This is a genomic window from Mycobacterium sp. (genome assembly GCF_050700595.1).
Taxonomy (GTDB): Bacteria; Actinomycetota; Actinomycetes; order Mycobacteriales; family Mycobacteriaceae; genus Mycobacterium.
The window spans coordinates 24,728-37,950 of sequence record NZ_JBOHHI010000065.1; the positions used below are offsets into that span (position 1 = coordinate 24,728).

12 protein-coding genes are annotated in these 13,223 nt (G+C 65.5%); 5 read left to right on the plus strand and 7 right to left on the minus strand.

All coding sequences use genetic code 11. From position 1 onward, the window contains the following. Window positions 1-27 precede the first annotated feature (27 nt). The 5 genes from ACRDTL_RS06395 (at window position 28) to ACRDTL_RS06415 (ending at window position 8,197) form a co-directional block, all read left to right on the plus strand. Entirely contained in the window at window positions 28-2,343 is a 2,316-nt protein-coding gene (locus ACRDTL_RS06395; protein ID WP_431505867.1) for a CaiB/BaiF CoA transferase family protein, read from the plus strand. 62 nt (window positions 2,344-2,405) lie between these two features. Further along, window positions 2,406-5,213: an aconitate hydratase gene (locus ACRDTL_RS06400; protein WP_431505868.1), complete on the plus strand. Its 2,808-nt coding sequence runs from the start codon at window positions 2,406-2,408 to the stop codon at window positions 5,211-5,213. A gap of 95 nt (window positions 5,214-5,308) precedes the next feature. Further along, window positions 5,309-6,721 carry a WS/DGAT/MGAT family O-acyltransferase gene (locus tag ACRDTL_RS06405; RefSeq protein ID WP_431505869.1) on the plus strand — a complete coding sequence of 471 codons (1,413 nt, stop codon included), beginning with the start codon at window positions 5,309-5,311 and terminating at the stop codon, window positions 6,719-6,721. A 33-nt stretch (window positions 6,722-6,754) separates the two neighbouring features. Continuing rightward, on the plus strand, window positions 6,755-7,108 hold the full coding sequence (locus ACRDTL_RS06410; RefSeq protein WP_431505878.1) for a cupin domain-containing protein: 354 nt from the start codon (window positions 6,755-6,757) through the stop codon (window positions 7,106-7,108). 96 nt (window positions 7,109-7,204) lie between these two features. After that, window positions 7,205-8,197: an Acg family FMN-binding oxidoreductase gene (locus tag ACRDTL_RS06415; protein ID WP_431505870.1), complete on the plus strand. Its 993-nt coding sequence runs from the start codon at window positions 7,205-7,207 to the stop codon at window positions 8,195-8,197. A 5-nt stretch (window positions 8,198-8,202) separates the two neighbouring features. On the opposite strand, the gene ACRDTL_RS06420 is transcribed toward ACRDTL_RS06415, so the two are convergent. The 7 genes from ACRDTL_RS06420 to ACRDTL_RS06450 all read right to left on the minus strand — a co-directional run. Continuing rightward, window positions 8,203-9,888, minus strand: coding sequence for a GAF domain-containing sensor histidine kinase (locus ACRDTL_RS06420; protein WP_431505871.1), 1,686 nt, complete (start codon window positions 9,886-9,888; stop codon window positions 8,203-8,205). Further along, the gene (gene dosR, locus ACRDTL_RS06425) at window positions 9,881-10,528 is read right to left on the minus strand and encodes a hypoxia response regulator transcription factor DosR/DevR (RefSeq protein WP_431505879.1); all 648 of its coding nucleotides are present in this window, start codon (window positions 10,526-10,528) and stop codon (window positions 9,881-9,883) included. The genes ACRDTL_RS06420 and dosR overlap by 8 nt, the downstream gene beginning before the upstream one ends. A gap of 35 nt (window positions 10,529-10,563) precedes the next feature. After that, window positions 10,564-10,755, minus strand: a complete 192-nt coding sequence (locus tag ACRDTL_RS06430; protein ID WP_431505872.1) for a hypothetical protein — start codon at window positions 10,753-10,755, stop codon at window positions 10,564-10,566. Then, the gene (locus ACRDTL_RS06435; RefSeq protein WP_431505873.1) at window positions 10,752-10,880 is read right to left on the minus strand and encodes a hypothetical protein; all 129 of its coding nucleotides are present in this window, start codon (window positions 10,878-10,880) and stop codon (window positions 10,752-10,754) included. The genes ACRDTL_RS06430 and ACRDTL_RS06435 overlap by 4 nt, the downstream gene beginning before the upstream one ends. Window positions 10,881-10,934: 54 nt before the next feature. Continuing rightward, the gene (locus ACRDTL_RS06440) at window positions 10,935-11,723 is read right to left on the minus strand and encodes a slipin family protein (RefSeq protein WP_431505874.1); all 789 of its coding nucleotides are present in this window, start codon (window positions 11,721-11,723) and stop codon (window positions 10,935-10,937) included. After that, the gene (locus ACRDTL_RS06445) at window positions 11,723-12,349 is read right to left on the minus strand and encodes a hypothetical protein (protein ID WP_431505875.1); all 627 of its coding nucleotides are present in this window, start codon (window positions 12,347-12,349) and stop codon (window positions 11,723-11,725) included. The genes ACRDTL_RS06440 and ACRDTL_RS06445 overlap by 1 nt, the downstream gene beginning before the upstream one ends. Further along, window positions 12,346-13,223 (minus strand): cbb3-type cytochrome c oxidase subunit I (locus tag ACRDTL_RS06450; protein WP_431505876.1); only part of this gene is annotated, 878 nt, incomplete at its 5' end. The genes ACRDTL_RS06445 and ACRDTL_RS06450, both read right to left, overlap by 4 nt.

The following is a 13,223-nucleotide window of genomic DNA, read 5'->3' on the forward strand; positions in this document are numbered from 1 at the left end:
GCGAAGCGATGAGGAGGAGCGGCGCCCATGACAGCGGCCCTGCACGGGCTTCGTGTCGTCGAGATCACCAATGACATCTCCGGTCCCTACTGCACCAAACTGTTCGTCGACCTGGGTGCCGAGGTCACCAAAGTCGAACCGCCCACCGGAGATCCGCTGCGCCGATGGGGACCATTCCCCGGCGGCGTTGCCGACCCTGATCGGTCCGGCATGTTCGAATACCTCAACGTCGGAAAGTCCAGGGTCACAGCTGATTTCACCCGCCAACGTGATGTGGCCATCATCGGCCGGCTGATCGCGCGGGCCGACATCCTTGTCGAGGCGCTGCCGCCCGGCGCTTTGGCCCGGTATGGATTCGGCGTTGATGCGCTGCGGCGGGTCAACCCGCACCTGGTGGTCGTGCACATCTCGAACTTCGGACAGCACGGGCCGTTGCGTGATCGCGCGGCAACGCCGCTGACGATGCAGGCGGCGTCGGGATGGATCACAGCCAGAGATCCCGACCGCCCACCGGTACAGGCCGGCGCCCGGATCTCCGAATACGTCGCGGGATCCTATGCGGCGCTCGGCGCGCTCACCGCGCTGCGGATCCGCCCGAACGGCAGCATGATCGACGTCGACGTCTCGGTGCTCGAGTCCCTGCTGAGCACACTGCCGTATCCGATGCTGATGGCCGAGCGGATGCGCACCCTGGGCCTGCCCACCAACACCCGATCGGCCCCGATGCTGGGCATCGTCCGGGCGGCCGACGGCTGGGTCGGAATCAACTGCCTGACCGGACAGCATTGGCTTGACGTGTGTGCGATGCTTCACCTGCCGGAGTTCGGCGAACACCAGATCGCGATCATGCTGGGTGGTCCGGAGCGCGCCGAATTCTTTGCCGCCGCCCGGCCCTGGCTCACCCAGCGGACCGTCACAGAGATCGTGGAATTCGCTCAGGCACTGCGAATTCCGGCCAGCCCGGTCGCCGACGGAGCCACCGCGCTGCAATGCCCGCAATACGTCAAGCGCCATTTCTTCGTCAGCGGCGGAGGGTTTTGCCGTCCCGGACCGCCGTTTCGCTTCTCGAAGACGTCTGCGATGCTCGCCCGGCCCACCAACCGGGTTGCCGCCCCGGCCCTTCCGTTCGCCGGGACGAGGGTTCTCGACCTCACGACATTCTGGGCGGGTGCGTACCTTACGTGTTACCTCGGGGCGTTCGGCGCCGACATCGTCAAGGTCGAGTCGATCCAGCGACCCGACGGTTTTCGCTATTCGGGTGCCTATCCGCACGAGGGCGACGATTGGTATGAGCGCAGCGCACTGTGGCAGGCCACCAACCTCAACAAACGTGACCTCACATTGGATCTCACCTCGCAGCGTGGGCGCGAACTGGTGTGCAGGTTGGTCCGCGACGCCGATGTCGTCGTCGAGAACTTCTCGCCGCGGGTGGTGGAGCAGTTCGGGCTGGATTACGACTCGCTGGTATCGCTTCGCCCCGACGTGATCCTGGTACGGATGCCCGGGTTCGGCCTGGACGGCCCCTGGCGCGACTACGTCGGCTGGGCGCTGAATATCGAACAGAGTTCGGGCATGTCGGCGGTCACCGGCTACCCCGACGGTCCACCATGCAACGTGGGAGGCCCGGCCGATCCGCTGGTTGGGGTGCATGCCGGAGTGGCGCTACTGGCGGCCCTGGAACATCGCCGTCGCAGCGGCGAGGGACAACTGGTCGAGATCGCGCAGATCGAGGTCGGGGCCGCCGTCGCCGCCGAACCGGTGATCGAATACTCGATGAACGGCATCGTCGCACCGCGCGAGGGCAACCGCCAACGCGGTTACTGCCAGGGTGTCTACCCGACCCGCGCCGACGATGCCTGGGTGGCGCTCTCGGTGCGCGACGACACCGACTGGCGGCAACTGGTCGACGCGATGGGTCGCCCCGAACTGCTCGAGGATCACCGATTTGCGTCGCCGGACGGGCGCGTCGCCGCTCATGACATGTTCGACGACACCGTCGCCGCCTGGTCTGCGACGCTGACAGCGGGCGAAATCGTGACGGCGCTTCAAGCGCGCGGCGTGCCGGCCGAGGAATTGCTCACGCCCGAGCGAATGTATGACGTGCCGCAGCTCGACGCCCGCGGTTACTACGAGAATTTCGAGCATCCCGTCACCGGACGGCATCGCTACCCCGGGTGGCCGTTTCGCATCACGCCCGGGCCCCTCCGCCATCATCGGTTCGCGCCGCCGACACTTGGCCAGCACAACGACGAGATCCTGCGGGGTCTTGGTCTGTCCACCGACGAGCTGGCTGCCCTGCGCCGCGACCGCGTCATCGGCGAACGACTGCCGATTAGCTGGTAACAACTGCTCCTGCCGGACTACGTTGGAAGAAAGACCGTTTCGGGCACGCGAGGGAGATTGATGTGGCCACAGACAGTTTCGGAACACGCGATCAGCTCACCGTCGACGACACCGGATACCAGATTCATCGACTGAACCGCATCGACGGGTCGGGGCGGCTCCCGTACAGCCTGAAGGTGCTGCTGGAAAACCTGCTGCGCAATGAGGACGGACGGCTGGTCACCGCCGAGCAGGTCGAGGCGCTGGCGGCGTGGGATCCGGCGGCCGCCCACGGCCGAGAGGTGGCTTACACCCCGGCGCGGGTGCTGATGCAGGACTTCACCGGCGTGCCCTGCGTGGTGGACCTGGTGGCGATGCGTGACGCGATCACCGACCTCGGTGGTGAAACCGAGCGGATCAATCCGCTGTGCCCGACCGAGCTGGTGATCGACCACTCGGTCATCGCCGATGTGTTCGGCCGCGCGGACGCGTTCCGGATGAACGCCGACTTGGAGTTCGAGCGCAACGCCGAGCGCTACCAACTGCTGCGCTGGGCACAGCAGGCATTCACGGATTTTTCCGTGGTACCGCCGGACACCGGCATCTGCCACCAGGTCAACCTGGAGTACCTCTCCCGGGTGGTGTTCACCCGCGATGGGCCGGACGGCCCGCAGGCCTACCCGGACACGTTGGTCGGCACCGATTCACACACACCGATGGTCAACGGCCTCGGCGTGCTGGGCTGGGGAGTGGGCGGTATCGAGGCCGAGGCGGCGATGTTGGGCCAGCCGATGAGCATGTTGATCCCGCAGGTGCTGGGTTTGAAGCTGACCGGCGAGCTTCCGGCCGGTACCACCGCCACCGACCTGGTGCTGACCGTGGCGGAGTTGCTGCGCAAAACCGGCGTGGTAGGCAAGTTCGTCGAGTTCTACGGGCCCGGGGTGGTCAACGTGCCGCTGGCCAACCGGGCGACGATCGGCAACATGAGTCCGGAATACGGCGCGACCTGCGCTATCTTCGCGATCGACCAGGTGACACTGGACTATCTGCGGTTGACCGGCCGCTCCGAGCAGCGGATCCGGCTGGTGGAGGCCTACGCCAAGGAACAGGGCATGTGGCATGAGCCGGAGCACGAGCCGACGTTTTCACACACCATCGAGTTGGACCTGGCCACCGTTGAGCCGTCGATCGCCGGGCCGAAACGACCGCAGGACCGCATCCCGCTGCGGGTGGCTCCGCAAACGGTCTGCGCGTTGCTCGCCGGCGCCACGACCACCGAGGACGCGCTGGCCGGCCTCGACGAGGCGTCCGCCGAGTCGTTTCCGGCCAGCGACCCGATCGCCTATCACGGCAGCGCAGCCGACGACAAGCCGCACACGCCGTGCAGCGACTGCGCCGAGCAGGACTGGCCCTCGGCGCCGGTCACGATCGAGCTCGATGACGGTGGCGGTCGCACCGAGGTCGACAACGGACACGTGGTGATCGCCGCGATCACCTCCTGCACCAACACCTCCAACCCCTCGGTGATGGTGGGCGCGGCCCTGCTGGCGAAGAAGGCGGTGGAAAAGGGACTCACCCGCAAGCCGTGGGTCAAGACGTCTTTGGCCCCTGGTTCGCGCGTGGTCACCGACTATTACGAAAAGGCCGGACTGACACCCTATTTGGATAAGCTGGGATTCAACCTGGTTGGATACGGATGCACCACCTGTATCGGCAACTCCGGACCGTTGATCCCCGCGGTGAGTGCGGCGGTGACCGACAACGATCTCACCGTTTGTTCGATGCTCTCCGGCAACCGCAACTTCGAAGGCCGCATCCATCCCGAGACCAAGATGAATTTCCTGGCCTCTCCACCGCTGGTGGTGGCCTACGCCCTGGCCGGTACATTGCGCGTCAACCTGACGTCGGACCCGCTGGGCACCGGCAGCGACGGCGAACCGGTGTACTTGCGCGACATCTGGCCCACCACCGCCGAAATCGCCGAGGTGATCGACAGTCACCTGCGGGCCGAGATGTTCACCGCCAGTTACGCCGACGTGTTCGCCGGCGACGACCACTGGCGTTCGTTGCCGGTGCCGGAGGGCGGCACGTTCGAATGGGATCCGGACTCGACGTATGTGCGTAAGCCCCCGTACTTCGACGGCATGGGCCGCGAGCCCGACCCGGTCGCCGACATCACCGGCGCGCGGGTGCTGGCCAAACTGGGTGATTCGGTCACCACCGACCACATCAGCCCGGCCGGGTCGATCCGTAGCGATTCACCCGCCGGAAAGTACTTGTCCGAGCATGGAATCCAGCGCAAGGATTTCAACTCCTACGGCTCACGACGCGGCAACCACGAGGTGATGATCCGCGGCACGTTCGCCAACATCCGGTTGCGCAACCAACTCGCCCCGGACACCGAGGGTGGCTGGACCCGCGACTTCACTCAGGCCGACGGGCCGGTGACCACGATCTATGACGCCTCGGTGCAGTACCTGAAAGCCGGTACGCCACTGGTGATCCTCGCCGGCAAGGAGTACGGCTCGGGCTCGTCGCGCGACTGGGCGGCCAAGGGCACGTTGCTGCTCGGGGTGCGCGCCGTTGTCGCGGTGTCGTATGAGCGCATCCATCGTTCCAACCTGATCGGCATGGGTGTGTTGCCGCTGCAGTTCCCGGACGGCCAGAACGCGGACGCGCTGGGGCTCACCGGTGAAGAGACCTTCGACATCAGCGGCGTCGACGCGCTGGGCGAGTCCATGCCGGACACCGTGCACGTCAAAGCCGGCGCAGTCGAGTTCGACGCGGTGGTGCGTATCGACACCCCGGGTGAGGCCGACTATTACCGCCACGGCGGCATCATGCAGTACGTGCTGCGCAAGTTGCTGGCCCAACCGAACGCGGTCAGCTAGCGGCGATCGCAGTTCGGGACTTTTGGCCCTACGGGGAGCACTCCACCGCGCGGATAATGTAACCATTAGTTACATGTATCTAGGGAGGTCGAGCGGTGGAGCAGTTGAAAACGTTGGACGCGGGATTCCTGCACGCCGAAGACTCCGACCGGCATGCCAGCCTGGCGATCGGTGGATTGGCGATTCTCGAGGGACCGATTCCCGACCATGACTCGCTGATGTCGATGCTCGCCGAGCGGATCGGCTCCTGCCCGCGGTTCGCTCAGCGGGTACGACTGCGCGCATTCGATCTGGGCGCACCGCAATGGGTGGATGACCCTCATTTCGATCTTGCCCATCACGTGCGACGCACTGCACTCCCGCGGCCGGGAGGAGACCAAGAGTTGTTCCGGTCGGTCGCCGACGTGATGTCCTGGCGGTTGGACCGCAGCCGTCCGCTCTGGGAAATCTGGATCATCGAAGGCTTGTCGGACGGCCGGTGGGCGATGCTGATGAAGGTGCACCACTGCATCGCCGACGGTATAGCGACGGCCCACATGTTTGCCGGGCTGTCCGACGATGGCATCCCTCGCAGCTTCGCCGACCACATTCGCGCGGCCGCCCGGCCCGAGACGCCCGCACTTCGGCGCACGATGCCCAGCCTCAACCCGGTGGCGTGGATGAGTGACCTGTGGAGCACATCGGCTGCCCTGGCGACGAATATCACCCAAGGCATTCGCGGCGCTGCAGAACTTGCCGCCGGCCTGATGCACCCGTGCGCCGGCTCATCGCTGAACGGGCCGATCACCAGTCTGCGCCGCTACAGCGCCGCGCGGGTCTCTCTTGCCGACATCAGGCAGGTGTGCCAAACGTTCGACGTCACGATCAACGACGTCGCGCTCGCCGCACTGACCGAAAGTTACCGCGCCCTGCTGACCCGGCGTGGTGAGCAGCCACTGCCCGATTCGCTGCGCACGCTGGTGCCGGTGTCGATGCGGTCGGCCGCGGCGTCCGGCAAGACCGACAATCGGGTCTCGGTGATGCTGCCGTATCTGCCGGTCGAGGAGAAGAATCCGGTTCAGCGGCTGAGGGTCGTTCATTCCCGGCTGTCCAAGACGAAGGCCACCGGGCAGCGCCAAGCCGGAAACGCGTTCGTATCGATGGCCAACGCCATCCCGTTCGCCCTGACCGCACCTGTCATCCGGTTGTTGACCCGGCTGCCCCAGCGTGCGGTGGCGACCCTGGCCACTAATGTGCCGGGCCCTGCCGAACCGTTGAAGATCATGGGACGCACGGCGATAGCCGTGATGCCGATTCCGCCGATCGTGATGCGCCTTCGGACCGGCGTCGCGATTCTCAGTTACGCCGACGACCTGTTCTTCGGTATTCTCGCCGACTACGACACCGTGCCCGACGTCGACGAACTGGCCCGGGGTGTGGAGGTTGCGGTGGCTCGCTTGCTGGCCAGCAGCAGACAACGCCGGCGGATACGTGAGGAGCGCGGTCTGTCGCTTGTTGTGAACGTCTGACCTGAACCGGCCGATGCCATTATCGTGGCAGTGGTGATGAAGTTCTCCTTAACGGCTTTGGTCCACGATCAACTTGAACGCGCCAAAAGCCAGGGCAGCGGGCGCAGCGCGACAACGGTGTTCGGCGGCCACGAGCAAGTCTTGCGGCAGACGGTCATCGCGCTGCAGCAGGGACATTCGCTCGACGAGCATCACAACCACGATCAAGAAGCGACCATCTATGTGTTGAGCGGCCGTGTCCGCCTTGGCGCCGGCCAGGACGAGTGGATCGGGCGCACCGGGGATCTACTCGTCATCCCGAACGCTGTTCATGGACTTGATGCCCTGGAGGACTCTGCTGTGCTGCTGACAGTGGCCAAGAGGTTCGGGGCAACACAACCCGACTGACGGTTGTCGCATTCAAAAGAGTCTTCGGTCTCTAGCCGGGGTGGTTGGCGCACGGCACCGTGGAGGCAGGCGCAGCGTCGAGCAAAGGAGCCGGCCGTGAGTGCACATTTCCCGGATGTGGAGACCATCCGGGCGGGTTTGGCACTGGCTACCCGCGCACCGTCGGTACATAACACGCAACCCTGGCAGTGGCGTATCGGGAAGAACAGCCTTCACCTCTACGCCAACCCCAGCCTGCAACTGCACAGCACCGATCCGGATAGCCGGGATCTGATGATCAGCTGTGGCGCAGCGCTGAATCACTGCGTCGTTGCGTTCGCGGCATTGGGTTGGCGGGCCAAGTTACACCGATTCCCCAACCGCGCCGACTCCGGCCACCTTGCATCGATCGAACTCACGCGGTATCCGGCGAGCGAGGTCGATGTCGCACTGGCGGTGGCGATTTCGCACCGGGTCACCGATCGTCGCCACTACAGCTCACGGCCGGTCTCGGTCGGAAACATCGCGTTGATGGGTGCTCGCGCCGCACGCGCGGGTGTGATGCTGCGCAAGGTCGAAGCGCTCACCCACCTGAGTCTGCTGGTGGCGCAGGCGGCCGAGCAGCACGCCGCCAGCTATGAATATCTCGACGAGTTAACCAGGTGGAGCGGACGATACGCGTCGGCAGCCGGCGTACCGGCACACAACAGTCCGAAGCTCGATCCGGCAGCGGCCATACCCCGACGGCTGTTCGCCGGTGCCGTACTCGACGAATCCCCCGGAGCCCCACCGACCTTCGACAACGGCGTTGTGCTGGCGCTGGGCACCAAAGATGATGACGATGTCGCGCGGCTGCGTGCCGGCGAAGCGACCAGCCTGGTGCTGCTGACCGCCGCCGCATCAGGGCTGGCAAGCTGCCCGATCACCGAGCCTCTGGAAATTGCCGAGATCCGCGAGCAGGTGCGCAGCGACGTCTTCGGTGACAGCGGACACCCGCAGATGCTGCTGCGGATCGGTTGGGCACCGGTCAACGCCGAGCCGTTACCGGTCACACCGCGTCACCCGCTATCGGATGTGGTTACCCGGCTGGACGGCACATCTTTCGAATAGCACAGTCAGGACAGCGGTGCCGACCAGTGCACAGCGGTGCCTCCGCCGACGGCGTTGGTGAGGCTGAGCTCGCCGCCGGCTTCTTCGGCGCGATGACGCAAGTTGGCCAGGCCGCTTTCGGTAATCGGACCCGCGATGCCGCGACCGTTGTCGACGACATCGATGCACAGTTCGTCTGCCACCCTGATGTCGACCGATACCTCGGTTGCCTCGGCGTGCCGGACCGCATTGCTGACCGCTTCGGTCACAACGGCTTCGGCATGGTCGGCCAATCCGGCGTCGACCACGGACAGCGGGCCGACAAACTGAACGGTGGTGCGTACCCCTGAGTCGGCGAATTGGCCGATCGCGTCATCGAGGCGCTGCCGCAGGTGGGTGGCACCGGGCGGGCCGCCGTGCAGGTCGAAGATCGCAACGCGGATCTCTTGGACGATCTCCTGCAGGTCATCAACCACCGTCAAAAGTCGTTGTCGCACCTCGCGGTAGCGCGCATGGGCCACGGTGCCCTGCAATGCGAGTCCGACCGCGAAGAGCCGCTGGATGACGTGGTCGTGTAGGTCGCGCGCGATGCGGTCGCGATCGGTCAGGATATCGAGCTCGCGTATCCGTCGCTGGGTGGTGGCCAACTGCCACGCCAACGCGGCCTGGTCGGCGAATGCGGCCATCATGTCGAGTTGTTCCTGGGTGAAAGCGACCGCATTGCTATCGCGCAGTACGACAACCACTCCGGCCACGGCGTCGGCAGCTCGCAGCGGCAGGATGAGTGCCGGCCCGGCGTCGACACCGTCGAACCCGATCCGGTCAACCCGTTGTGGGTCACGCTTCGCGAAAGCGTCGCCGACTGCGGTGTCGGCCACCGCGATGGTCTGCCCGGCGGCGGATGCGACGGCGTCACCCACCGTTTCGACCACCAGCAGCTCTGCGACGTCTTCGGCCGCGGGCTGGTCACCTGCGGGGATGGCCACCACGGCGGCGTCGGCGCCGGTCAGCTTGAGCGCCTGCTCGGCGACGCGCCGGAAAACCGTCGCGGGTTCGGCGCCGGACAACAAGTCGGTGGCGATGTCGCGGGTGGACTCGATCCATGACTGGCGCGCTTTGGCTTGCTGATAGAGCCGGGCGTTGGCGATCGCGATGCCAGCAGCGGCGGCCAGGGCTTGCACCAGCACCTCGTCGTCCTCGCTGAACCGTTGCCCGTTGGCCTTCTCGGCCAGGTAGAGATTGCCCAGCACCTCGTCGCGGATCCGGATCGGCACGCCCAGGAAGGTCCGCATCGGCGGATGATGCGCAGGAAAGCCGACCGACGCGGGGTGCTCGGCGATGTCGTCGAGACGAAGTGGCTTGGGATCGTCGAGGAGCAGGCCCACCACGCCACGGCCTTGCGGAAATTCGCCGATCCGACGCACGGTTTCGTCGTCGATGCCCTCGAAGACGAAATGCAGCATGTGTTTGGTCTGGTCGTGCACCTCCAGCGCGCCGTACTGGGCGTCGACGAGGTTGGTGGCCGTGTGCACGATCGATCGCAGGGTGGTATCGAGCTCGAGGCCGGCGGTGACCGCCAGCATCGCCTCGATGAGCCCGTCGAGGCGGTCGCGGCTTTCTACGATCTGCCCGACGCGATCTTGCACCTCGACCAGAAGTTCGCGCAGCCGCAGCTGGGAGAGGGTGTCGCGCAGCGGGGGAGTGCTATCCATCCGCAGGGCGCGACCGCTCGAGCTTCGAGGCGAACACCGCCGCCTGGGTGCGGCGTTGCATACCAAGCTTGGCCAACAACCGGGACACGTAGTTCTTCACGGTTTTTTCGGCCAGGAACATCCGGTCGGCGATCTGCCGGTTCGTCAACCCTTCCGCCAAAAGATCGAGCAATATGCGCTCCTGTTGGGTGAGCCCCGACAGCGGGTCGGGTTGCTCGCCTTCGCCGCGAAGTTTGGCCATCAACGCCGCGGCGGCGCGGTTGTCGAGCAGCGAGTGCCCGGCGCCGACGTCTTTGATCGCCTGAGCCAGCTCCATGCCTTTGATGTCTTTGACGACGTACCCACTGGCGCCGGCCAGAATGGCGTCGAGCATGGCCTCGTCTGAGCTGTAGGAGGTCAGCATCAGGCAGCGCAGATCTGGCAGCCGCGACAGCAGGTCGCGACACAATTCGATTCCGTTGCCGTCGGGCAACCGCACATCGAGCACGGCTACATCGGGCTGGGCCGCAGGGATCCGCGCCAGTGCTTCGCTAACCGACCCGGCCTCACCGACCACCTCGAGTTCCGGGTCGGCGCCTAGCAGATCGATAAGGCCGCGCCGCACGACCTCGTGGTCGTCGACCAGGAACACTTTGACCATGGCCGTAGCAGTGGGCTGATCGCGATCGTCGAGGCTCATAACCACCACTGTCGGTCGCAAATCAGCAAGGTGCAACCGGTGGCGTCCAGCACCGCGCGACCGGAGGGCCCCATCAGCATGTCTACCGGCCCCGGCCGCAGCGGATCCACCAGGACCATTTGGATTCCTACGGCGTCTTTTTGCAGGTGCAACGGCACGCCGCGCAGACCGGCTTGACGCGGCGTCACCGCGAGGCCTCCAGCAGCGCTGCGACCGCCCTGGAGTGCACGATTGAGGCCTCGATCTTGACCGGAACATCGCGGTCCACGGCCTCGTCGACCGTGCAGGGTGACGGCGAGTAAAGATCCCGCATGGTGGCCATGGTTCGCCGCTGCAGAGGCGCAAGGACAGGGCCGTTGGTCCCCAATTACGAGAGCTCGCCCAGTGAGCTCGCGATGTCTTTCAAGACATCTGGGTGTTTCAAGAACGGAGTGATGATGTCGACCGGCAACGGGAACACCACGGTGGAGTTCTGGTCCGCGCCCAGCTCCAATAGCGTTTGCAGGTAGCGCAGTTGAAGTGATGCCGGATTCTTCGACAGCGTCTCGGCCGCTTGGCGCAGCTCCTCGGAGGCCTGCAGTTCGCCACGGGCATTGATGACTTTGGCGCGGCGCTCCCGTTCGGCCTCGGCCTCGCGGGCCATGGCGCGTTGCATCGACTCCGGTATCTCCACGTCCTTGATCTCGACGACCCGCACTTCGACACCCCACGGAGTGCTCTGCTTTTCGATGATCGTGCGCAGATCGCTGTTGAGGTCCTCGCGATGAGCCAGCAGCGTATCCAGATCGGCACGTCCGAGCAGCGAGCGCAGCGTCGTCTGGGCGATTTGGGAGGTGGCCACGGCGTAGTTCTCCACGGCAACGATCGCTTTCAGCGGATCGACGACCTGAAACATCACGACGGCGTTGACGCGGGCCGGGACGTTGTCGCGGGTGATCACCTCCTGCGGCGGGATCGTCAGTGTCACAAGCCGCTGATCTACCCGGACCATCTTGTCCGCCAACGGGATCAGGAACTTCAGTCCCGGCAAGTAGAGCGGCCGGAGATGACCCATCCGAAACACCACGCCGCGCTCGTATTCACGCAGCACAGCCAACGAGACGAACGCCAGCACGGCAAGCGCGGCCACCACAACGACGATCACTAACGCGGTCACTACGGGTTGTCCTCCTTGTGCGCCCAGCCGCCGCCCCACCGGGTGGAATAACGGTCGATCGCGGCTGCCACCTGGTCTTCGGCTCCGGTCCGGTGCGGCAGATACTCGGGTGCATTCGACGGCGAGTACCACAGGTGTCGCGCCAGCGGAAGGCAAGCGATCACCACGATCAAAGCGGCACCCCCGAGCACCAGCACGTCGATCGCGCCGTGCTGGCCGATCAGCATCGCCAGCGGCATGATCACACCGAGGACGGCCACGAAACAGGCGATTCCGCGGTGGAACCGGCCGGCATCCGAGTAGGGCCACGGATCGATTTCGCGGCTGATCTCCCGGCCGTGATCCGATGTCGTGCAGGTCGACTTCACCGGACAGCTGTTACACACCGCGGGCTGAGCCCGGTAGCGCATCACCCGGTGAGCCGGATCGAACGATGTCGGCCACAGCCACTGGTCTTGCGGGCACACCCACGCGTCGTGGTCGGGCCGATAGGCAAACCCTCCGGTGCGCCACCGCCCGGCATGGCGGGAAACGCGCCTCGCCATGGCGTCGAAGCCCCACGCGATCAGGGCCAGGACCAGGGCGTAGGAGGCGACCAGCCACACCGACGTCGCGGGTGTTGTCATCGTCGCTCCGTCGCCGGCGCCGCGGACTCGGCGCCTTCCGCGGCCGCATCGGTGTAAAGCGCGTGCTCCGGCAACTCGTCGGTGACCGAACCCGAGCGGAAATTGCGCAGGGCCGTCCAGGCGATGTAGATGAACGGCAGCACACCGCCGACGATGAGGATCAGATCACCGGGCATTCGCAGCCATTCCAGCAAAGCGTTGCCGGGCCGGGCAATGTAGCCCAGCGAACGCGCCTCGAAGTAGCCGTCGTTGACCGAGTGGAACAACTGCAGCACACCGAGTGGCAACAACGTGGCGAACACCATCCACGCCAACCCGAGGTTCATCCCCCAGAACGAGATCCGGGCCCATTTTTCTGGCCACTTGTCGGCGGGGATCACGTAGCGGAACGCGAACATCGCCAGGCCGACGGCGAGCATGCCGTAGACACCCATCATGGCCGCGTGAGCGTGGTTGGCGGTCAGCGCGGTGCCGATCTGGTAGTACGACACGATCGGCAGGTTGATCAGGAAACCGAAGATGCCTGCGCCCAGGAAGTTCCAGAACCCGACCGCAACCAGGAACATCACCGCCCAGCGGTGCGGGAACGGTTTGGCGTCAGCGGCGTGTTGCCGCGAACCAAGCTGCAGGAACGCCCATGCTTCGACGGTCAGGAAGGTCAGTGGGATGACCTCGGCCGCCGAGAAAAACGCCCCCAGCGCCATGTGTTCGACCGGGGTGCCGGAGAAGTACAGGTGATGCATGGTGCCGATCACCCCGCCGGCGGAATACAAGATGACGTCCAGGTAGATCACCCCCAGTGCGATCCGCTCGCGCACCACCCCGAGCAGCACGAAGATGTAGGCCACCATCACGGTGGTGAACAGTTCGAGGA